Here is a 19891-nt window from a genome sequence, read left to right as displayed (position 1 = left end):
AAAAAGTTTAATTATATAGAAAATTATCCCTTATACAACAGCCTTTTTCCAACATCAGTTATACTGATATCGGAAGAATAAAGCAACATAATTGAGTATTTTTTGCACAACAATATTTAAAGTATCTGACAAAGCTGCAATTCATTTTTTCAACACGCTTTTCTGAACCATTGCTATGCTGAAGAGAACAAGAACAAAGCCTGCATACTGAATTGCGGTCAGGTTCTTATCCAGAAACAGCCGATCATTGAAAATAGCCGTTACAGGACTTAGAAAACCCAGAAGAGCTACCGCAAGCGGCGGCAAACCTCCTGTTATCCCGCGAAACCACAGAAAATAACTGACAAGCGCTCCGAAAACGCAGAGATATGCATAACCTATATAGTTTTTCAAAACCAGTGCTTCGGGAAGCGGTTCCACAATCAGCGCTACAGGCAGCTGCATTATACCGCCGAAAAGTAGCTGCCATCCGGTAAACGTCAGGTTGTTAACCCCGAATTTCCATTTTGATGACAGGTATATACCAAGCGCCATAGCAACCGCGCCCGCAAATCCGCATGCGACGCCAACTGTGTTAAGCTCCACATTGCCGCGAATCAGAATCATCAGCATACCTGCCATCGCTGTCAAAGTGAAAATCAGAGACGTCAGTTTCGGTTTCGCAGATTCAAAAAGCCATACGAAAAAATCACAAACAGCGGCTGGACAGAACCAATGGCTCCGGCTATTCCGCCCGGCAGTTTGTATGCGGCAATAAAAAGCATCGCCTGAAAAAATGCTATGTTCAGAAACGAAAGCAGAAAAACCCTCGGCAGGTCTTTCCATAAAGGAAGTTTTCTGCTTATTAAAAGAAGAAAAAGCCCCGCAGGAAGAACCCTTATCGCCGCTGCGATGAACGGTCTGCCCTCCGGCAGAAGCTCAGTCGTAACAATATATGTGGAACCCCATATCATGGGTGCAAGAGCCGTAAGCAAACTTAACTGGATTAATTTTCCGTTTTGCATTATCATCACCTCAATATATCTTGACGTTAAGATATATTTATCTTGATGTCAAGATATATTGAGGTAACTATGGACGCAGTTGACAGAATAATTCAGCAATGGAAAGATGAAGGAATAACCGAAAGCCTCGCCCCGATGGAGCTATTGGGGCGGATGACAAGGCTTTATACCCTGATATCCAAAATGCTTGAGGATAATTTTGCAAAGTTCGGACTGACCCGATGGGAATTCGATGTTCTTGCTACACTGCGCAGATCAGGCGAACCCTATTGTCTCAGCCCCACAAAGCTGTTCGACACACTGATGGTGACATCCGGCACCATGACGAACAGACTGACCCATCTTGAAAAAAAGGGACTTGTGAGAAGGCTGAAAGACAGCAGTGACAAAAGAAGCCTGCCTGTACAGCTTACGGACACGGGATTTGAAACCGTCAGCATGTGCCTGAAAGCACACATTGCGGAAGAAGCACGCATAACGGACGGGTTGACAGTAGAACAGATAGACACTCTGAACCAACTGCTTAAAACTTTCGAGCAGAAACTGCCGGAATAATTTAAAAAACCCGCCTTTTTAACGGCGGGTTTAACGTTCTATTGACCTTCGGTCATAGACTTAATCTTCTTACCAAGCTCAACCTGCTTATAGATATTGGTCAGCATAGGTTTCGCCTCTTCAAAAGAAGCTTTTCTGGAAGGTTTGTAATCATCCACATAGATTATCTGCCATCCGTTAGCTCCTGCGCTGTTTTTGAAGATATCACCTGTTTTTTTATCATTAAGGGCTTCCTGTAATGACCTGTCGAGCCTGTTCAGATCGACCCAGCCGACATTTCCGCCCTTCTCTCTGGTGATAAAATCCTGTGATTTTTCTTTGGCTGTGCTTTCAAATTTTGCGGTGAGAGCTTTTTTGTCTTTAACTGCCGCAAACGATTTGATCATGGCATCAGCGGTCTTTTCGTCTTTAACGAGTATATTGTGGAGACTGTAAGCGGGAGCAGTCTTTATGTCTCTAGCCTCATAAAGTTTTTGAAGGTCTTCGTCAGATATAGTGAGTCCGTCGGTATATTTTTTCATCCATATTTCAAAGGCGATTGTTTCGGATGCGACTTTGTAGTCAATGTCGTTTGCAAGTCCCTCTGCAAGTATCTTAGGCGCGACAACCGAAACCATTGAATACTCTTTATAGAGTTCTTCCTGTGCTTCCGGCGGCTGTTTGGAATAATCCGCCTTATACTTCCATGCGGTGAAAATGACCAGTTCCTGTTCTGTGGGTTCTGCGGCATAGGCAGAGAAAACTGCCATGCAAAGTACGGCTGCAATTAAAAGTTTACGCATTTTTTGCTCCTGCAAGTCTCATGCTTTCAAGCACCGCGAGTTTATCCATGTTTGAAAGCGAGAGCAGATGCGCAAGAACAAGGCTGTAGAATCCTTTTTCAATGAGCATGGTCTTCTTTTCCATGGGCATTTCATTAAATTTTTTCTCGCTGATGATGTGAAAATCGTTTATCTGATATTTATTTGGTCCGACGTTCATGGTTATCTCAAACGGTTCAAACAGATCGAGTTCCACTATCTCTCTGCCGAAAGCGGCGGAGGCTTCGGAATCTGCCTGATACTTGTTCATAAGATCAAGTATCTTCTTTATGAAATCCGTCTGTTCTCCGTTTTCGTCGAATATAGCTTCACCGGTTTCCATATTAGCACTCAGGCTGTCGGTATCATATGCAAGGGTAAGCCTGTCCTGCACGTTCACAAAAATAAACGGATATCTTTTTATGAAAAAGGGACAATATTCTGTGGGCATCCAGTTCTTTTCGGCATTGATAAACAGGTTTTCTTCGTTTTTAATGCCTAAAAGCGCCGTTGGGAGCATATTTTCGCCGGATTTTACGAAAAGGATGGGCTGGCTTTTGCATGCCGCATAAAACTCGCCGATGGTGAGGGGAACGTTCGCCGCTTTAACAGCGTGATCAAGGTCTTTAAGCTGCATGAATTTAAGATTCGCGTGCTCGGTCTTGTTGATGACTGTTACTTTTTGATACATGCGATATCCTTATGGTTTATTGATCGCGTATGTTACCGCATTATCAGCAGAAATAAAACAAGCAATTATTAATTGAATAATGGATTAAATAAGCGGACGGCTTTTTACGCCGCCCGCACAGACATTATACAAGTGATACGGATTTTTTATTATACTTAAGAACACCTTCTGCGCATCTGTATGCAAGTGCGCCCACAGTGTCCGTGGGGTTGCATCCGCCGTTGTGGGGGAAGTTTCCGGCGCCCACAACGAACAGGTTGTCAGCATCCCAATGCTGCATGTAATTATTCACAACGCTGTCTTTGGGGTCTCTGCCCATCACGGTTCCGCCTGTGATGTGGGTTGACTGATAAGGCACGATGTTGTAATTCTCACCGTTGGGTTTGGAGCTTACAGATTTTGCACCCATAGCCATGAGCAGGTTCTCAATTTTTTCGCTGAGATACGAGAACATCGCCCTGTCCTGCTTTGTGAAGTTATATGTCATTTTCAGCAGAGGCAGACCGTATGCATCTTTATAAGTGTCGTCCAGCGAAAGGAAATTCTCTTTATGGGGCAGGGACGCTCCCTGTGCGCTTGCACCGAGCGCCCTTGTAAAGTTATAAACAGAGGCTTTTTTGAACTCCGCTCCCCATGAAGGCGTTCCTTTCGGCACTGAGTTTGAACCGATAGGTCTTGAACCTGCATTGAGCATGGTTATAAGTCCGCCGTGGATGAAGTCCAGTTTGGAGTGATCGAAGTTGTCTCCGTTATAGTCGTCAAGACTGACGCCAAGCGCTCCCGCCCCTGCGAAAACGTTCATCTGTTCATCAAAAAATCCGGTTGCACCGGGTGTCACCTGATAGCAGAAGTTTCTGCCCAGCGTACCTTTTCCGGTCTCGGGGTTGTACATTTCGCCGATTTTGGAGAGCATCAGAAGTTTTGCATTGTTCATGACGAAGCTGCAAAGAACAACGATATCTGCTGGCTGAATGTATTCCTCACCTGTAAGCGTGTCCACATACTTAACGCCTGTGACCTTGTCGCCTTTTTTCATAACTTCGACAACGTTGGCGTTACAGCGCAGATCATATTTTCCGGTCTTCTGCGCAACAGGGATAAGAGTGTTGATGGGGCTGGATTTCGCATCGTATTCGCAGCCGAAGCGTTCACAGTAACCGCAGTACTGGCAGGGGTTAAGATCCTCGCCGTAGGGGGTTGTGTATGCATCGGAACAAATGCTGGCAGGCGTCATATACGGGTGGCATCCGAGTTTCTGAGCTGCCTTTTCAAAATTTGAAAGTATTTTGGTTTTAACCAGCGGTTTCATGGGATATGGTTTGGAGCGTTTGCCGTCGAACGGACTTTTCATTTCGCCCGAAGTACCGATGGCATACTCGAATTTTGTGTAATAAGGTTCTATCTCGTCATAGGTCAGTCCCCAATCCTGAAGAAGATAATCATTTGAAAGCTTATTTCCGTAGCGTTCCTTTGTTTTCGACTTAATCTCGAAATCATAGGGAAAGAAACGGATATTCATTGCGTTCCAGTGTACCCCTGCTCCGCCGAGACCGTCGCCGAGGAGGAAAGAACCGAGCTGGCGCATGGGCAGTGCGCGCATGCCTCTGTTGTTTTGAAACGTTATGGTCTCTTTTGAAAGATCCTGCATAAGTCCATAATTGATGGCATAGCGCCATTCGTCGTGTATCTCCATGAAATCGTCTACGGTTCTGTAACCGCCCCTCTCAAGCCCAACAACGTTAAGCCCTGCTCTTGTACATTCCGCGGCAATAACGCCTCCGGTAAATCCGACACCGACAGTAACTACATCTGTTTTGTTAAGAATTTTAGCCATTTAAGCACCCCCTTACATCATATCAGCAAGCGAAATAGGTTCGATGTTCTCAAACTTGTCGCTTTCGATAATGTCCGTATACGCCATTCTTGCGCCGGGGTACTGTTTCATTTTCCATCCGCTCATGTCTGCGTTGCCGCCATACATCGGGTCGGCATAAACACCTGCAATAACCGCGCTTTTGAAAACAGAAAAGAAGAAGGACGATTTAAAGCCATCCGTCTTTATGTCTCCTTTTTCGCACATTTTAAGGATGTCGTCCTGCTGTGCAGGCGAAAGGTCGGGGAAGTCCAATTTATATTGTGTCTTAGCTTGTTTGTTGATCGCCGCAATCCCCTGAAGAAAAAGATCCTTTCTCAGAAGCGGTGTCTGATAACCCTGCGTCGGCGCGCCTTCAAAGTGGGGTCCGACCATATATTCCCTTGCGTTGTACCCGTAAGCACCCGCAAGCTGATGGTCTATGAAATAAGGAACTCCAAGTTCAACTGCTCCGGGTCCAAGTTCGTCCTTTGGGAATATTCTCTCAGCGGCCGCAGAGAGTATGTTGAAATCCAGAACGTTGGTGAAGAACATCCTTGCTCTGGGTATGCCGCTGTTTTTTTGTGCGGCGGTGTGAGTGTTGTGGGCGTCATTACCCTTTGCCTCTGCCGTCTCAAAAGCTATGAGACTGCCTCCAACTGCTGCCAGTCCTGCCGTAATACCCGTTGTTTTAAGGAACTTACGACGTGAAATAAACATTTTGTCAGACATGATTCCTCCTGACTGAATTTTACAGTTATACTACTGTTTAACTAAGATAGGAGGGACACTGGGATTGTTCAACTATTTTATTAATATTTATATTATGTTACAAAAGTTAATTAACCTCACTGTGCGGTTGTGAATGTCAGTACCGCCTCTGCTATATTTTCCTGTTCTTTCTTTATCCCGGTATTAATGAGTGCGCGCATTGTGGAAACAGCTTTCGCAGGATCGGTGTTCACCACATAAAGCCCGGTTTCAGGGTCTTTGCGGCTGTAAGGTATCAGTGACATAGGGTCTTTTGAGGATGCGACTATCTGTATACTCTCAACTCCGAAAGGCTTTGTCACCGTGAACTCGCCCAGACTGACCCATTTGTTCGCATCGTCGGCGTTTATGAAGCGCACAAAGCGCCTTGCTCCCTCTGCCCGTTGAAACTCAAGGAGATAAGAATACCTTTCAGTTTTTTTTAAGTGTGTGACCGACAGCGTAAATATAAGCGGGAGCGGAAGTTTTAACGAGTATCTCCACCGTCTGGGCATTCTTGAACAGGAGATTTATGTTCCCTTTGTTTGTTGAAATGTCTACGCGGAAATCTTTTGAAACGGCTATTCCGTTCTTAAGGAGTTTATCAAAATCGGCGGTCTTCGGAATATAATCCAGCCCTGCAAATGCAGCGGGAGCCAGCCTTACGGTTCTGGCTGTAACCGCGGTACCGTCCTCTATTCTGATCAGTCTGTAAGTCAGCAGAATGCTTTTGCCCTGAACAGCATACTCGCCGCTCATTCGGTATTCCGCTTCGGACGGCTTTTCAACCGAATTTACCCCGCCCTCTACAACTGCCTGAACAGCTTCTGCAAATTGCGTAACCTCACTGCTTGAAGGTGCAGAAGGCGGCAGAACATATATATTTCTCTGAAACACGTTTTTTGTCAGTATATAGACAGCATCCTCAAGATTTGTGGCTGTCTTCTGAAGAGAGGTCAGGCGCTCGGATACGGCAGCAGATGAAAAATCCGTGTCCTTTGCAAGAGTGCTCCCCAGAAGCTGTGCAACCGCATACGCCTTTTCATAGGTGTCAGCCTGCGCATATGTCTTTTCAAGAGTCTCTATTGCGGACTGTCCGGTCTTTCCGTCGGTTTGAGCAAGCGCGGTGCGAATCTGTAAAGCAAGTTCTTTAAGCATTTTTTCATACATCGGCAGGCTCTTTTCCGTATCCAGAACAGCTTTCACCTCATACTGTTTCGTATCCGCAGCATAAGAAACCTGCGCACCCAGCAGCGGGACGTCGGATAAGGCTGAAACATTTCTCTGTCCCTCTTTTTCGCCGGAGATATTTTCTGAAACGGAAATTTCAGAACGAACCTGAACAAGAAGCTGTGCGGAGAGGTCGGAAAGAGCGTTTAAACGAGCCTCGTCCTGTGTTTCTCCGAATCCTGTGCCTGTGAACTGAGCCGCAAAAACGACACACGGGAAAAGCAGATATATAAAAAAAGTTTTAAGCATATTTACCTCATAAAAAATAATAAACCTTGTAAATCCAGCCCGCAATACCGTATCATCGAAGTATGAAAAACATACTTGTCACAGGCGGTTCTAAGGGCATCGGTAAAGGCATCGTCCGGTTTATGACAGCTAAAGGACACCGTGTGTTCATTGCGGATATCGACCCTATCGGAGAAAAAACTGCGAGAGAAACAGGGGCAGTCTTCATAAAGACCGATTGTGCGGACGAGTCAGCCGTTAAAGACTGTATCGCAAAATGCGGAAAACTGGACGTTCTGGTGAATAACGCAGGTATTGCAGCGCCTGCACGCCTGAACCTGAACGAAATCACGCTGGCGGACTGGCAGAGGGTGATTGATGTAAATCTCACAGGTTCTTTCCTCTTCGCAAAATACGCGTCGGAGGTCATGGAACAAGGACACATCATAAACATCTCGTCCACCAGAGCTTTCCAGTCGGAACCCGATACCTTCGCCTACAGCGCTTCAAAGGGCGGCGTTGCGGCTCTGACACACTCACTCGCGGTAAGCCTGGGTCCTGACATTCTGGTGAACTGCATCAGCCCCGGCTGGATAAACACCGATGAAAACTATACCCCGACAGACATTGACCATGCACAGCACCCCGCCGGACGTGTCGGCACACCAAATGACATAGCACTTGCCGTTGACTTCATCATCAGTTCCGGTTTTATCACAGGACAAAACATCACAATAGACGGCGGAATGACCGTCAAAATGATCTACTCAGAATAATTTACCACAACATCTGCACTTACATTACTAAAAATACTTGACGCACTAAGACTCAGGTTTAATTTTATAATCATGGGTGAAACACACCGTACAACAACCACAAAAAGGGAAAATAACAGGAGGTATGTTATGGACGTAAAAAAATTTGTCCCTTGGAACTGGTTTAATAAAGAAGAAGAGGAATCCGGCAAACCGATGCCGTTTGCCGTAACTGACAAGCAGATTCAAAGCCCTCTTCAGCAGCTCCACAGTGAAATGGACAAACTTTTCGATCAGGCATTTAAAGGTTTCGGAGTACACCCTTTCGGATTCGGAAGGGTTCCCTCGGCAGAACTTTTCAAACCGACTTTAGATCTGTCGGCTTCTGAAAAGCAATACACTGTAAATGTTGAAATTCCCGGCGTGGACGAAAAGGACATTCAGCTTGAAATTGCAGACGACACCCTTGTTATTAAGGGTGAAAAGAAACAGGAATCAGAATCCAAAGACAACAGCTTCTACAGGATCGAAAGATCATACGGTTCGTTCCGCAGAATGCTTTCACTGCCTGAAGATGCTGACAGGGAAAACGTATCGGCAGCTTTCAAAAAAGGCGTGCTGACGGTCACCATACCCAGAAAACCAACGCAGAAGACTGATGTCCGGCGCGTGGAAATAAAAGGCGCATCATAATAATCTAACGCTTCGCCTTCGGTTCGCGAAGTGTTAAGCGAACCTTCGCGAGCCGGGTGAAGTTCATAAACACTTTTTAAGATACTTTTTGTATCATTAGCAACTTACGATTTTTTCGTTATTTTTCTTAAAAAACAATTTATTTATTGGTCATAGCTGACATGATGTTGTAAAAACTATGAAAAATACAGGGATTTTTCCGGTCATATCCCTAACAATATTGTATTGACTGAATATACAAAGATATATATACAAAGCATTATATTGCTCTCTATAAACGGTTATCCCCCATAACCGTGATTTTTTTACGCATCTCGCGTTATATAAAATTTTATATAACGATTCATTCGGAGGTTTAATTATGGATGCAAAGATATCCCGCAGAGACATTCTGGCAAAGGCGGCACTTCTGGGAGCCGGAGCTTTTGTCGGAAAATTCGCCGTAAGCTCGGCAGAGGCATCAGACGAAGAACCGCTTGCCAAGACATGGCCCTGGCCCTATGTGAAACTTGATCCCGCAGAAACCGCTGAAATAGCCTACAAACAATGGTATAACCTCGGCTGCGGCGGAACAGTGATGTTTTCGATTTTCGACCAGCTCGCAAAAAAAGTGGGCGAACCCTACAAATCATTCCCCGTTGAATCTTTCGCCATCTTTGAAGGCGGTATTGCAAGCTGGGGTACAACCTGCGGGTCTGTCAACGGTGCATCCGTTGTAGTAAGTCTCATCGTCGGTCCCCCCACGTGGGAAGACCGCACACACACAGTTGTTTCCGATACGTTCAACTGGTACAGCCACGCTAACATGCCCATCTACGTTCCAAAAGACCCGCAGGCAAACAAGGACAGCATCGAACACACAGTGAGTAACTCTCCTCTCTGCCACGTTTCAGTGAGCAAATGGATGAAGAAGGCTGACAAAGCCCTCGGCAGTCCCGAAAGAAAGGACAGATGCGCAAGGGTTTCCGCCTCTGTCGCATACAAAGTTGTCCAGTATCTCAACAGGATACACGACGAAAAAGAGATAGCAGAACATCCTGTCTGGACAGGAGGTAAGGAGGTCGGTACCACCGCCCAGTACAACTGCGCCGACTGCCACGGTAAAAACGTTCCGAAAGCTCCCGGATTTGTCAAAAAATAATTCTTAAGGAGCTAACACCATGAACAGAAGATATTTTGTGAAAGGTCTGGGTACGATAACACTCTATTCGTTTCTGCCCATGCCTGCCGTTTTCGATAATAAATACGAATGGGATCCGTTTGAAACCACAACAAGCGGCAAGCCCGAAAAGAAGCACAATTACGCAATGATAATCGTTCAGGACAGATGCATCGGCTGCAAAGCCTGCGAGGTTGCATGCAAGGCGGCATGGAACGTCCCCAAAGACCCTGAGCTTTACAGGACAAAGGTACTTTACACAGCAAGAGCACAGAGCTATTCGTCAAAGATGACATGGCTTCCCGTTCTCTGCAACCAGTGCGACAACGCACCCTGTGTAAAGGTATGCCCCACAAGGGCAAGCTTTAAACGCGAAGAGGACGGCATAGTTCTCATCAGGCAGGACAAATGCATGGGATGCAAAACATGTATGCTCGCCTGTCCCTACGACGCGAGATACTACAACGAAAACATCCACTCGGTGGACAAATGCACCTTCTGCCTGCCAAGGCTCAAAGAGGGTAAAACCACCGCATGTGTGGAATCCTGCTACAAAAACGCCAGAATATTCGGCGACCTTGCAGGCCCTGAATCCGAGGTTTCAAAGATAATGAAAGAGGCTGTGGCTTACCACACCCTGAAACCGGAAGAGGGAACACTCTGCAACGTTTATTATACGCAGGACGTTTAGGAGGAAATGATGTCTGAAAATACAGAAACCAGAAGCGCCATGATGCCTGCACTGCCCTTTATCGTACTGGGGCTGCTGCTCTGCATAGCCGGCGGCTACGGTGTTATATCGGTATTTGTGAAAGGGCATGAGGAGAGCTACGGCGTTACCCGTATGATCCCGTGGGGTCTTCTGATAGCGACTTATGCCTATTTCGTTATCATATCAACGGGCATCGCCTTCATAGGCGGACTTGCCCACGCATTCGGGTTCAAACAGTACGAACCCATCGGCAGGCGCATAGTCGTGCTTGCGACCATAGTTCTTCTTGCGGGCTTCACCCAGATACTAATGGAAGTCGGAAGTCCCGTAAAAATGCTCCACATGATGCTTACGCCCAATATGTCGGCACCTATTTTCTGGATGGGTACTTTCTACGGCATAGAGCTTGGGATACTGGCTGTTGAGCTGTTCCTCGTGTTCAAACCGACACAGACCGAAAAGAGCCGCAAGCTGGCGGCAGTTGCGGGTTTTCTCGCACTTCTGGTGGGAGTTCTCGCCACAAGCAACCTCGGTTATGTGTTCGGTTCGCTGAGCGCACGCCAATGGTTCCAGGGCATATATTTCCCTATTTTCCTCGTAGTGTCAGGAGTCACTGCGGGTGCCGGACTTCTTATCCTCGTGCATTATGTAATGTATAAGGGCAGACTTACAGAAGAGGTCAGCAAATCTCTGGTGTCTCTCGGAAGACTGATGGGGGGCGGAATAGGTGTGATGATGCTTCTTTATCTGTGGAAGCTCCTTTCGTCTCTGTTCATCGGAGGCGGCGACGCTTACACTGCGGCGGTTGCCCTTGTTAAGGGACCTTTGGCGCTGAACTTCTGGGTGGGTGAAATGCTTCTTGCCGTGCTGATACCTCTGATACTGATAGTTACTGCCAGAGGAAACGTCGGAAGATACGCCCTTGCAGGCTTCATTTACCTGATAGGTCTTTTCTTCACCAGATACGACTTTATAGTCGCAGGACAGCTTCCTCCTATGCGCGGCGGATTCTTCGGCGCCGGAGTAGTAACGGATTTTGTCGGGATGCGCCTTTACAGTCCTTCCGCAACGGAATGGCTTGTTTATCTGTTCGGTTTCGGAGTGTTCTTCCTGCTGTATTTTTCGGCGGAGAAGTTCTTCAATCTGGAAACAAAACACCACTAGATAAAAGTTAATCCTGAATCTAAGTCCCCTTTATAAAAGGGGGACTTAGAGGATTTGCATAATTATTTATTCTTCAGTTCCAGCACATCACCGTCTTTAAGGGGCTGACCGGATGAAAGGTCGGTTGTAAATTCCAGCCCGCCTTTAATGATGGACGCAACCGTCCCTGTCTTTATTTTAACGCCTTTAAACAGCCCGTATTCAGCTTCTATACCGCTGATTGAGCGGAACACCGTATTGGAGCGCACAAGGTTGGCGTTCTTAGCGTCTATGAAAACACCTATCTCAACCTGCCTGGCATCATCCGAAAGACGTACCCACTCAACAGAACCGGTCTGAACCTGTTTGTAATAAATAGGCGAGCCTTCATCAAGTGAGTATCTTGAATCCGCCGTAAGCACAATATGCAGTCCTTTCATGGCTGTGTATCTGTCCGACAGAGAAAACTCGGTTCTGGGCTGTCCGGTGCCTTTGGACATGGCAAGTTTCGCCCCGAAAACAGCCGCATCGGCATTTTTGACACCGTCCATGGATATCTTCACATCCTCTATCCAGAACATAGCTCCATCGGCAAGATATTTTTTATATTTGGTGTATATCAGCAGTTTCGCCCTGCCGTCCGATATTTCGTCAACATACCCTACCTTCGTACCGTCACAAACCACATCCGCACCGTCTTTAAGAGGCGTCATACCTATCACAACGTATACTGTCGAATAATCGGGTATCTGTGCAGCGTCCCTGTCAGCATAAAGTTTTTTGGCAACTGTCGGCGAACCGAAAGTGTCATAGTACACAGCCCCAGTGACATAGTTCATGGCGGGTTCGGTACTAACCTTTATCCCCTGTTTTCCGGCAGATACGGTCACGGTGCCGCCTCTGTAAAATCTGGTGGAAGGTTTTACTGTATCTGAGAATTTTTTATCTATCAACACGGTCACATAAGCTGAATCAGAAACACTGTCGTATCCGGTTTCTCCGATTTCCCCAGTCTTGATCCCTCTGAAATACACAGGAGTACCCTCGGCAGGCGGAGCGGAATCTGTCACGGCGAGACGTATGCTTCTGCCCGCAGTAAGCTGTCTGACAGCCTTTTCGGCATCGGCAAAACTTTCATAAACGACATATTCTTTTGTTTTCGGAGCATCGTCCACAGTGTCAAACGACAGTCCGCCGGATAAAAGTTCCGTGACAGAAGGAGTTGTCACACGCAGACCGGAAGCACCGAGGCTGAGGTCAGCCCTGCCGTTTTTCCAGAAAACAGCTCTGCCGTTCAGCGCCTTTTCATATTCGGGATATATCAGAACCGTGATGCGTACCCCCTTCTGCGAAACATCCGCAGAAGCTATCTCTCCGGCACGGGTTCCTTTATAATAAACAGGCGCTCCGTTATCCAGACCGAACACTGACTGAGCTGTCAGATGTATCTCCGTGCAGCCCTGAGCTGATAATGAGGCTCTGCGCGCCAGTGTCTCGTTCTCATAAAGTTTCACAACCCTGCCCTGCGGCATAGGCGATGCCGACGTATTGCCGAAAAATCCGGCTGTTATGCCGCCCTGCACCGATTGCAGAACGTTTCCGCCGACACTGACACCCTGTCCGCCTGCTGATATGCTGAACATATCCGGTTTCCAGAGGTAAAGCCCTGAAACCGCAAGCTTTTTATAAGGCGGAAATATTACAGCTTCATATTCGGCGTTGCGCCCCCTGAGGGACACTGCCATTATCATACCGATGCGCACACCCTGAAAATATATGCCTGCGCCCTCTTTCGCCTGCGCTCCCGCTACGCGGAAACGGAAAGAATCGGCGGGAATCTGGAATATCGGAGTGTCCGACAATTTAAAAGCATATGTTTTTTCGCCGCCGCCCGCCTCAACATTTATGAAAACACCCAGCAGTGATGTTGACAGGTTTTTCAGCCCTTCGGTTGAAACCTCCGTCTGCTCCACCACAAAGCGGCTGTTTTTCGCGGCGAGATATCCGTATCTTTTGTCCAGTTTGACAGATGCAACACACTGCTGTTTCCCGTCAATTTCAAGCCCTTCAACAATACCCGCCTGCACCCCTTTGTACATAACGGGCGTCCTGCCCTCTTTCATACCGTAACACTCTGACATAACTATCTTTATAGTCTCAGGGGACAGTAGCGTCGAAGTGTAGTCGGAGAAGATTTCATATCCTGAAAGCGGCTGTGCTTTTTCCGTACGTTTCGGCGAATCAAACGCCACACCGCCCTGAAAAAGAGTATTAAGCTGTGAAAGCTCTACCGAAAGTCCGGCGGAGTCAAGCTTCATTTCAAATCCGCTGATGTTCCAGAATTTCGTATCGCTGTTGATATATTTTCCGTAATCGCGGTTAACGGACGCCATAACGTCATACTCGCGATTATCTTCGTCATACCGGACGCTGAGTATGCGTCCGGCGTTTATGTTATTGAAATACAGAGGCATGCCGCTGTAAATTCCCATATCCTTGTCAGTATGAAGTGTGACCATCACCGAATCTGCGGGAATATCCGACGCGGCAGGTTCCAGAAGCCCTATGAAGAAATACTGATCTTTAAGATTTTTCAGCTCTTCAACAGATTTAACGGGTGGTTTCACCTCTATGTACGTTCCTGACATTATGGTCTCAAGCCCCGTTATCTGGTTGATACTCACCCGCGGCTTAACTATCCAGAACATCATCCCCTCTTTAGCAATGGGTTCAGCTCTTTTGTCAAGCTTAACAACGGCATTCACCTTGTCCATGCTGTCAGCTATCTCAAGGTCGATTACCCGACCGACGGGGATCCCTTTGTACTTCAACTGGGTCTTACCCACAACGATATCCGCCGCTGAGTCGAATTGAATCCGTATCTCTTTGCCGGAGTTAATGTAACCGTTGTAAAGGAGCCATGCCGTTATCCCCAGTGCCAGAATCGGCGTAAGCCATATCAGCGGAAATCTCCGTTTTTTTATCTTAACTGCCTTATCCGTCTTTTCCATATATCACCGTTTGTCCCATATAAGTCTGGTATCGAAACTGTTGGATGCAAGCATCGTTATTATCACCACCGACGCAAAATAAACTATTCCCACGCCTGCCGTTATTTTCAGTAAATACCCCACATTGATAAGCCCTGCCATTATGCATACGACAAACACATCGAGCATCGACCACTTGCCGATCAGCTCAACTATGGAATAAAGCCTGGTCTTTCGCCTGTTAGAAAGTTTCCTGCCCTTTCTGAGGGTCAGAAGGATATAGAAAAGTGCCGAAAGCTTGAACAGCGGCACAACAAAACTGGCGACGAAGACCACCGCACAGATGAAGTACATCCCGTGCTGAAAAAACTGTATCACTCCGCCCAGTATAGTGTTTCTGGAACTCTCGCCCATTATCTGCACGTCCATTATAGGATACAGGTTCGCTGGTATATAGAGTATCAGCGCGGTTATGCATAACGCCCAAGTTCTGCTCAGGCTGTCCTTTGTTCTTCGGTGGATGGTCCCTCCGCAGCATCGACATTCGGCTGTATCGTCCTCCGAACGGTTGAGAGTTCCGCACTCTTTGCAAAGTATAACCCCGCTCTCAATATCAGTCATACCGCCTCCAGAAAACCTTTGAATCGTAATAAATTTCAGCTGTTATCAGAAAAAAGCAGATCGCCGACAGCAGATAAAAACCGATGCCGAATGATACGTCCGCCATATCTACCAGTTTAACGACGCTTACCAGTATCCCCACAAGAAAAACGTCAACCATATGCCACCTGTGCAGTTTATGTATGAAATGAGCCAGCGGTTCAGAGAACGGAAGTCTCAGACCGCTTACCGCTTCCAGAGAAACATATGAAATGAGAAGCAGATACAAAAGCGGAATAAGAAAAGCAGTTAGAAATACGGCTATGCCTGCCGGAACATACCCTTCACTGTTCAGAGCCGCCACGCTTTCAAAAAGCGTCGCTGTGAGCATCGAATCGTTGATGCGTATTTTAAGAAACGGATACAGCATTGCAGGGAACATAAGAAAAACCGCGGAAAGACTGAACACAAGAGAATGAAGCATACTGCTTCGCCCTTTTACGACGTTGGAGCATCGCGGACATACGAGTGTATACCCTTCGCTGTCGTCTTCAATATCAATGATAAGTCCGCAAGCTTCGCAGGCTGTTTTCACGTTTTCCTACCTCTAAAAACCATTATACCCCAATGAAGCTGCCCGTGCCACCCAAGGAATTAAATGATTGTTTAATATACAACATAAAAAACTATGGTCAATATGTTTTTTGTGTACATGAACCCTATTTTATGTAAAATTATTATATGGAAATTACAAAAGCTGAACTGAAAGACATACCTGCTTTATGTGAACTGCTCTGTATTCTTTTTATGCAGGAGGCGGATTTTACTCCTGACGCGGATAAACAGGCGGAAGGTCTGAAACTGATAATATCCGATCCTTCTGTGGGGTTTATCGTCAAAGCGGAGGATAACGGAAAAATCCTCGGGATGGTAAACATACTTTATACGGTAAGTACATTTATAGGCGGTCGCGCCGCTGTGCTTGAAGATATGGTGGTTCTGCCTGAAGTGCGTGGAAAAGACATCGGTTCGCAGATAATCAAAAAAGCAGAGGAATTGGCTAAAGAAGCGGGATGTATGCGCATCACCCTTCTTACAGACTGTGACAACACAGGCGGACAGAGATTTTACAGACGGCAAGGATATACTCTGTCGCCCATGGTGCCGATGCGTAAAATGCTATGATTTATGTACTTTCAGAGCATCCGACATACACGCCGTAACGCATACGCCACAGCCGGAACAAAGGTCTGCGTCTGCTGTCACGGCAGTGATTATCTCTCTGCCCTTCACCACGTCTTTTGAAACAGTAAAAACCGACATAGGGCATACCCTTGCGCATATGCCGCATCTGGTACATTTGTCTATGTTTATGTCAACGCTCATCAAAAGGCCCTCCCCCCTCATTCTGTTGATGAGCTTATCGCTGCCTAAATATTTCAAATTTGAGATATAGCTGTCAAGTCCGTCCCTGTCCGAGGACAATACGGTGCGTTTTCTGTCTTTTTCATTCTCCGCAAGTGAATAGAGTGTTTCGCCGATGGTACGGCGCGCTTTTGTACGCATGAAACCGAAGAACTCGCGTCGGGAGATGCTTTCGCCTTTGTTTTTAAGTCTGTCGGCGGCTGTCGGTCTCTTTTCAGACGGGTCGTCCAGAACCACACGAACAGGCTGCTGAGCCAGTTCAAATATGCGGTTTGCCGCTTCTGCCTCCTTTTTTGCAATACTGAGGCAGTCTTTTGAACATTTTCCGCAATCCCCCTGCCGTAAAGTTATTTTTCCGGCTCCCATGACTGCGGTTTTAACAAGTAATTGTCTGTCAGCAAAGGACAGGGAACGAATGTGTGCTGTGTCTGCATCGTCTCTACAGGAGATTATACATTCCCCGTCTTGGGCTATCTGTTGCTTTATGTTTGTAATAAGCTTCCCAACGTCGGTCAGCTTCATAGAAAAAACTCTGTTCGGACATACGGCGGCGCACTGCCCGCAGGCATTGCATCTGTCCCAGTCCACAAGAACCTTACCTCCGGCGGATGTTATACGGATTGCGCCGTTTTTGCAGACGTCCATGCATGCTGAACATGTGGACAGCTTATGCCGCACCTTTGCACAGGCGGCGCTGTCAGTCACCATACATTCGTTTAGTCTGCCGACCAGTCCGTCAACAATCCCCATATATCACTCCATCATTTCTGCAAGGAAAGCGGAATCCTCTTCAAGGAATCCTCTCATCATATAAGCATAAGCGGGATAGAAAAGAGTGTTGAGCGTTTCCGCCTCTGCTATAACTTTTGTGCAGAGTTCCGGCGCCCAGCGGAGCATATGGCTTTTATAGAAGTCTATCTGAGTTGTCATTATAGTTTCGGCCGCTTCAAACTTTTCAGTTTCTATACATTCAGCGATGTTTTTGCTGAGAAGTCCCATGAACTGAAGTTCCAGCGAGATATGATCCTCAATGGTCTTGTCGCCATCAATACGTTTAAAGAAATTGCTGTAATAGAAGACCTTTACTTCGCTCCATGCATCCTGTTTCAGAAGTTTTTCAGGAGATGTATATACTGACTCGTAAAGCGGGATGGTGTTAAGAGCAAACAGTCTTGTGAAATCTCTGCTTCTGGCAAGACGTGTGGATTCCATATCCGCGTTCTGATAGTCTGCTGTACCGTATACGGTCTTAAGAAGTCCTGCACCGTTCTGGAAGTCGGAGTTGCAGGATGCCATTGCTATTGACTCGATATGTTTCGCCGTATCGACAAAAAACTTATCTGTTTCCGGCGACGGGACATCTAAAAATACTTTTGAGAACACATTAAACGCAACGTTGCGCCCTTTGTGTATGTTTGCCAGTTCAATAACGTCCATGCTTCACCTCATATATCTGTTTCGTAATCGAATTCTTCTGGTTTAACGAGGTCAATTTTAACCTCACGGATAACCTTCTGGTTTCCTTCAAACTCTGCCACATTGTATGTAACGGCGACCTCGGTCAGCCCTTTTATCTCTGATATGTATTTGGGATGGAACTCGGTTCTGATACCGCTTGTAACATGTTCAATTCCCTTTGAAGACAGATATTTCTGAGCCTTAAGAGCGTTGCTGCCATATGCTCTGGCAGATTTTATAAAGAAATCCTTGGGAGACATAACTTCGTGATCTGTAAGCAGAACACTGCTGTTCTGTATGAATATCTGCGAAGTAAGTTTGTTCTCCAGAGAGCAGAAGTGTACGCGCATGGAGAGTTTTTTATCAGCGGCAAATTTAAGAAGCTCAACGCACTCCTCACCGCTTCCGGCGACAGGCAATCCGCCTGCATAGCCGTAATCATAAAGAACGCGGTAGGGTCTTGCCTTGACTTTAAAACCTCTGTTGGCATACTTTTCGGAGTTTACCCATGGATAAAGGAACTCAAGAATGTTAATTGCGTCTGCACCCGCCTCATCAAGCTCAACAAAGAGTTTTTTCATTGTTTCAAGTGTTCCGGGGATCACAGGCATCTCCACCATCACAGTGGGTATTATGCCGGCAACGGAACGAATCACCTCAATTGTTTCAGACGGGTAATCGTCACCCTCAACCTTAACGCTGATACGAACCTCATTCAGTCCGGCGTTAGTAAGCTTTGTCGCGAGCATGGGGGTGAGGAAATCCCCGTTGGTATAGAGGCGCAGGTGAGCTTCCGGATATTTCGCCCTGCATTTTTCAAAGAACTCTATGGCTTTGTCGGGCAGCAGAAGGGGTTCCCCCCCCGGTCAGTGCTATAGACGTGAAACCGAATCCCCCATCTGCGTCCAACACCTCTTGAAACGCATCGTTCTCGTTCTCGAGGTAATAATCATAATCATCCTGATTCATGTTTGCACAAAAGAAACAGTCTCTGTTGCATTTAAGTGTATGGAATACCGTCATGGACGTAAGTCCTGTGCGGCAATCGGCGCAGGCGGGCGATACTTCTCCGTATCGAAGACTGTGTCCGAAGCCGGAACATTCGACTCCGGACACTTTCTCCGCCAAATATTCATATGTAAAACCTGTTGAGGATTGAAGCCCGATTGTGTCGATTCCCGAATCTTTGACAGCAGACATAAATTCATCGTAAATGCGGACATATCTTTCCGCATCACTTCTGAAATCATCATTTATTATCCGGTCAAGAGAATTCCTGTTAATATCAATTATCATATGTACGCCTTAAATAATTTTGTGTTTTGATGTCAGCTTTCACGTTTGATAAGATTTAACCTTTTTTCGGTTAAATCAAGGTAAAATAACGACCCTAATTCCATAAAAAATGTGCGAAAAATGTGCGGCGCAAGAGCGCATCCACGCCGCACATTCAGTAATATCAGGTAGTTACTCTAATTTTTCGGTTTGAAGAAAATAGAGGGAACAGTATCGCCTGATTTCAGCGTATTGCCGTTCGCATCCTTATCGGTGTCGGGGAAACCTACCACCGTACGGACTGCCGTCGGATATTTTGCCGCTATCTCTGCCGCTGTTCCGAAGTCAAGCGCACGCTGAGGACAGGAAGCCACACATGCTGGAAGAAGTCCTTCCGCAAGTCTGTCCCAGCACATTGTACATTTCTGCATAGGGTGCTTAACTGCCCAGCTTGCCTGTTTAGTGGGTTCGCTGGTGTCATCGCCGAACTGAGGCGCGCCGTAGGGGCATGCTACAAGACAAGCTCTGATATCCTGACAGATATCGCGGTTGACTATTACTATGCCGTCCT

General features: G+C 46.6%; 23 protein-coding genes. 7 read left to right on the top strand and 16 right to left on the bottom strand.

Annotation, left to right across the window (positions count from 1 at the left end):
- Positions 1–141: 141 nt before the first annotated feature.
- A complete protein-coding gene (locus LRY47_RS01255; protein ID WP_295221715.1) occupies positions 142–621 on the bottom strand; it encodes an EamA family transporter in 480 nt (159 codons plus the stop codon).
- A gap of 26 nt (positions 622–647) precedes the next feature.
- Positions 648–1004 (bottom strand): DMT family transporter, encoded by a 357-nt coding sequence (locus tag LRY47_RS01250; RefSeq protein WP_295221713.1) that lies wholly within the window; start codon positions 1002–1004, stop codon positions 648–650.
- Positions 1005–1073: 69 nt separating this feature from the next.
- On the opposite strand from LRY47_RS01250, the gene LRY47_RS01245 reads away from it, so the two are divergent.
- Positions 1074–1559 (top strand): MarR family transcriptional regulator, encoded by a 486-nt coding sequence (locus LRY47_RS01245; protein WP_295221711.1) that lies wholly within the window; start codon positions 1074–1076, stop codon positions 1557–1559.
- Positions 1560–1597: 38 nt separating this feature from the next.
- Here LRY47_RS01245 and LRY47_RS01240 read toward each other — a convergent pair whose 3' ends face one another.
- The 6 genes from LRY47_RS01240 to LRY47_RS01215 all read right to left on the bottom strand — a co-directional run bounded on the left by LRY47_RS01240 (position 1598) and on the right by LRY47_RS01215 (position 7131).
- Positions 1598–2341, bottom strand: a complete 744-nt coding sequence (locus tag LRY47_RS01240) for a peptidyl-prolyl cis-trans isomerase (protein ID WP_295221710.1) — start codon at positions 2339–2341, stop codon at positions 1598–1600.
- The gene (locus LRY47_RS01235) at positions 2334–3050 is read right to left on the bottom strand and encodes a SapC family protein (RefSeq protein ID WP_295221706.1); all 717 of its coding nucleotides are present in this window, start codon (positions 3048–3050) and stop codon (positions 2334–2336) included. The genes LRY47_RS01240 and LRY47_RS01235 overlap by 8 nt, the downstream gene beginning before the upstream one ends.
- A gap of 124 nt (positions 3051–3174) precedes the next feature.
- A complete protein-coding gene (locus LRY47_RS01230) occupies positions 3175–4884 on the bottom strand; it encodes a GMC family oxidoreductase (protein ID WP_295221705.1) in 1710 nt (569 codons plus the stop codon).
- A 12-nt stretch (positions 4885–4896) separates the two neighbouring features.
- The gene (locus tag LRY47_RS01225; RefSeq protein WP_295221703.1) at positions 4897–5634 is read right to left on the bottom strand and encodes a gluconate 2-dehydrogenase subunit 3 family protein; all 738 of its coding nucleotides are present in this window, start codon (positions 5632–5634) and stop codon (positions 4897–4899) included.
- A 116-nt stretch (positions 5635–5750) separates the two neighbouring features.
- Positions 5751–6032 (bottom strand): hypothetical protein, encoded by a 282-nt coding sequence (locus tag LRY47_RS01220; protein WP_295221701.1) that lies wholly within the window; start codon positions 6030–6032, stop codon positions 5751–5753.
- Positions 6033–6084: 52 nt separating this feature from the next.
- Positions 6085–7131 carry a hypothetical protein gene (locus LRY47_RS01215; protein ID WP_295221699.1) on the bottom strand — a complete coding sequence of 349 codons (1047 nt, stop codon included), beginning with the start codon at positions 7129–7131 and terminating at the stop codon, positions 6085–6087.
- 62 nt (positions 7132–7193) lie between these two features.
- On the opposite strand from LRY47_RS01215, the gene LRY47_RS01210 reads away from it, so the two are divergent.
- From LRY47_RS01210 to nrfD, 5 genes are all read left to right on the top strand, one after another.
- Positions 7194–7886 (top strand): SDR family oxidoreductase, encoded by a 693-nt coding sequence (locus LRY47_RS01210; RefSeq protein ID WP_295221697.1) that lies wholly within the window; start codon positions 7194–7196, stop codon positions 7884–7886.
- A gap of 129 nt (positions 7887–8015) precedes the next feature.
- The gene (locus LRY47_RS01205; protein ID WP_295221694.1) at positions 8016–8558 is read left to right on the top strand and encodes an Hsp20/alpha crystallin family protein; all 543 of its coding nucleotides are present in this window, start codon (positions 8016–8018) and stop codon (positions 8556–8558) included.
- Positions 8559–8919: 361 nt separating this feature from the next.
- Entirely contained in the window at positions 8920–9699 is a 780-nt protein-coding gene (locus LRY47_RS01200) for a C-GCAxxG-C-C family protein (protein WP_295221691.1), read from the top strand.
- Positions 9700–9718: 19 nt separating this feature from the next.
- The gene (locus tag LRY47_RS01195; protein WP_295221688.1) at positions 9719–10408 is read left to right on the top strand and encodes a 4Fe-4S dicluster domain-containing protein; all 690 of its coding nucleotides are present in this window, start codon (positions 9719–9721) and stop codon (positions 10406–10408) included.
- 9 nt (positions 10409–10417) lie between these two features.
- Positions 10418–11593: an NrfD/PsrC family molybdoenzyme membrane anchor subunit gene (gene nrfD, locus LRY47_RS01190; protein ID WP_295221686.1), complete on the top strand. Its 1176-nt coding sequence runs from the start codon at positions 10418–10420 to the stop codon at positions 11591–11593.
- 62 nt (positions 11594–11655) lie between these two features.
- Here the strand turns inward: nrfD and LRY47_RS01185 are convergent, their stop codons facing one another.
- From LRY47_RS01185 to LRY47_RS01175, 3 genes are read right to left on the bottom strand one after another with little or no spacing between them, the layout of a single operon-like run.
- Positions 11656–14583 (bottom strand): MlaD family protein, encoded by a 2928-nt coding sequence (locus tag LRY47_RS01185; protein WP_295221684.1) that lies wholly within the window; start codon positions 14581–14583, stop codon positions 11656–11658.
- A gap of 3 nt (positions 14584–14586) precedes the next feature.
- The gene (locus tag LRY47_RS01180) at positions 14587–15183 is read right to left on the bottom strand and encodes a paraquat-inducible protein A (protein ID WP_295221682.1); all 597 of its coding nucleotides are present in this window, start codon (positions 15181–15183) and stop codon (positions 14587–14589) included.
- A complete protein-coding gene (locus LRY47_RS01175; RefSeq protein WP_295221679.1) occupies positions 15176–15757 on the bottom strand; it encodes a paraquat-inducible protein A in 582 nt (193 codons plus the stop codon). Before LRY47_RS01175 ends, LRY47_RS01180 begins: the two co-directional genes overlap by 8 nt.
- Before the next feature lie 146 nt (positions 15758–15903).
- Here LRY47_RS01175 and LRY47_RS01170 point away from each other — a divergent pair, with 146 nt between their 5' ends.
- Positions 15904–16347, top strand: a complete 444-nt coding sequence (locus LRY47_RS01170; protein WP_295221676.1) for a GNAT family N-acetyltransferase — start codon at positions 15904–15906, stop codon at positions 16345–16347.
- Here the strand turns inward: LRY47_RS01170 and LRY47_RS01165 are convergent.
- The 5 genes from LRY47_RS01165 to LRY47_RS01145 form a co-directional block, all read right to left on the bottom strand.
- Positions 16342–17337 carry a 4Fe-4S dicluster domain-containing protein gene (locus tag LRY47_RS01165; protein WP_295221674.1) on the bottom strand — a complete coding sequence of 332 codons (996 nt, stop codon included), beginning with the start codon at positions 17335–17337 and terminating at the stop codon, positions 16342–16344. The genes LRY47_RS01170 and LRY47_RS01165 overlap by 6 nt on opposite strands.
- Positions 17338–17340: 3 nt before the next feature.
- Entirely contained in the window at positions 17341–18024 is a 684-nt protein-coding gene (locus tag LRY47_RS01160; RefSeq protein WP_295221672.1) for a molecular chaperone TorD family protein, read from the bottom strand.
- Between the two features lie 8 nt (positions 18025–18032).
- On the bottom strand, positions 18033–18794 hold the full coding sequence (locus tag LRY47_RS01155) for a hypothetical protein (RefSeq protein WP_295221669.1): 762 nt from the start codon (positions 18792–18794) through the stop codon (positions 18033–18035).
- Positions 18795–18861: 67 nt separating this feature from the next.
- A complete protein-coding gene (locus LRY47_RS01150; RefSeq protein ID WP_295221666.1) occupies positions 18862–19341 on the bottom strand; it encodes a hypothetical protein in 480 nt (159 codons plus the stop codon).
- Positions 19342–19517: 176 nt separating this feature from the next.
- On the bottom strand, positions 19518–19891 hold a 374-nt coding region (locus tag LRY47_RS01145), incomplete at its 5' end, for a 4Fe-4S dicluster domain-containing protein (protein WP_366043004.1).

Origin of the sequence: Seleniivibrio sp. (assembly GCF_021209385.1) — a bacterium.
Taxonomy (GTDB): domain Bacteria; phylum Chrysiogenota; class Deferribacteres; order Deferribacterales; family Geovibrionaceae; genus Seleniivibrio.
Note: the sequence above shows the minus strand (reverse complement) of the source record. Positions and strands in the feature narration are given on the sequence as shown.

What these genes read in the sequence shown, in the direction of transcription:
- LRY47_RS01215 (WP_295221699.1), bottom strand. Translation starts at nt 7,131, where the DNA reads ATGCTTAAAACTTTTTTTATATATCTGCTTTTCCCGTGTGTCGTTTTT.
- LRY47_RS01200 (WP_295221691.1), top strand. Translation starts at nt 8,920, where the DNA reads ATGGATGCAAAGATATCCCGCAGAGACATTCTGGCAAAGGCGGCACTT.
- LRY47_RS01160 (WP_295221672.1), bottom strand. Translation starts at nt 18,024, where the DNA reads ATGGACGTTATTGAACTGGCAAACATACACAAAGGGCGCAACGTTGCG.
- LRY47_RS01170 (WP_295221676.1), top strand. Translation starts at nt 15,904, where the DNA reads ATGGAAATTACAAAAGCTGAACTGAAAGACATACCTGCTTTATGTGAA.
- LRY47_RS01150 (WP_295221666.1), bottom strand. Translation starts at nt 19,341, where the DNA reads ATGATAATTGATATTAACAGGAATTCTCTTGACCGGATAATAAATGAT.
- LRY47_RS01235 (WP_295221706.1), bottom strand. Translation starts at nt 3,050, where the DNA reads ATGTATCAAAAAGTAACAGTCATCAACAAGACCGAGCACGCGAATCTT.
- LRY47_RS01195 (WP_295221688.1), top strand. Translation starts at nt 9,719, where the DNA reads ATGAACAGAAGATATTTTGTGAAAGGTCTGGGTACGATAACACTCTAT.
- LRY47_RS01250 (WP_295221713.1), bottom strand. Translation starts at nt 1,004, where the DNA reads ATGCAAAACGGAAAATTAATCCAGTTAAGTTTGCTTACGGCTCTTGCA.
- LRY47_RS01225 (WP_295221703.1), bottom strand. Translation starts at nt 5,634, where the DNA reads ATGTCTGACAAAATGTTTATTTCACGTCGTAAGTTCCTTAAAACAACG.
- LRY47_RS01155 (WP_295221669.1), bottom strand. Translation starts at nt 18,794, where the DNA reads ATGCTCGCGACAAAGCTTACTAACGCCGGACTGAATGAGGTTCGTATC.
- LRY47_RS01210 (WP_295221697.1), top strand. Translation starts at nt 7,194, where the DNA reads ATGAAAAACATACTTGTCACAGGCGGTTCTAAGGGCATCGGTAAAGGC.
- LRY47_RS01245 (WP_295221711.1), top strand. Translation starts at nt 1,074, where the DNA reads ATGGACGCAGTTGACAGAATAATTCAGCAATGGAAAGATGAAGGAATA.
- LRY47_RS01240 (WP_295221710.1), bottom strand. Translation starts at nt 2,341, where the DNA reads ATGCGTAAACTTTTAATTGCAGCCGTACTTTGCATGGCAGTTTTCTCT.
- nrfD (WP_295221686.1), top strand. Translation starts at nt 10,418, where the DNA reads ATGTCTGAAAATACAGAAACCAGAAGCGCCATGATGCCTGCACTGCCC.
- LRY47_RS01185 (WP_295221684.1), bottom strand. Translation starts at nt 14,583, where the DNA reads ATGGAAAAGACGGATAAGGCAGTTAAGATAAAAAAACGGAGATTTCCG.
- LRY47_RS01165 (WP_295221674.1), bottom strand. Translation starts at nt 17,337, where the DNA reads ATGGGGATTGTTGACGGACTGGTCGGCAGACTAAACGAATGTATGGTG.
- LRY47_RS01230 (WP_295221705.1), bottom strand. Translation starts at nt 4,884, where the DNA reads ATGGCTAAAATTCTTAACAAAACAGATGTAGTTACTGTCGGTGTCGGA.
- LRY47_RS01255 (WP_295221715.1), bottom strand. Translation starts at nt 621, where the DNA reads ATGGCAGGTATGCTGATGATTCTGATTCGCGGCAATGTGGAGCTTAAC.
- LRY47_RS01180 (WP_295221682.1), bottom strand. Translation starts at nt 15,183, where the DNA reads ATGACTGATATTGAGAGCGGGGTTATACTTTGCAAAGAGTGCGGAACT.
- LRY47_RS01205 (WP_295221694.1), top strand. Translation starts at nt 8,016, where the DNA reads ATGGACGTAAAAAAATTTGTCCCTTGGAACTGGTTTAATAAAGAAGAA.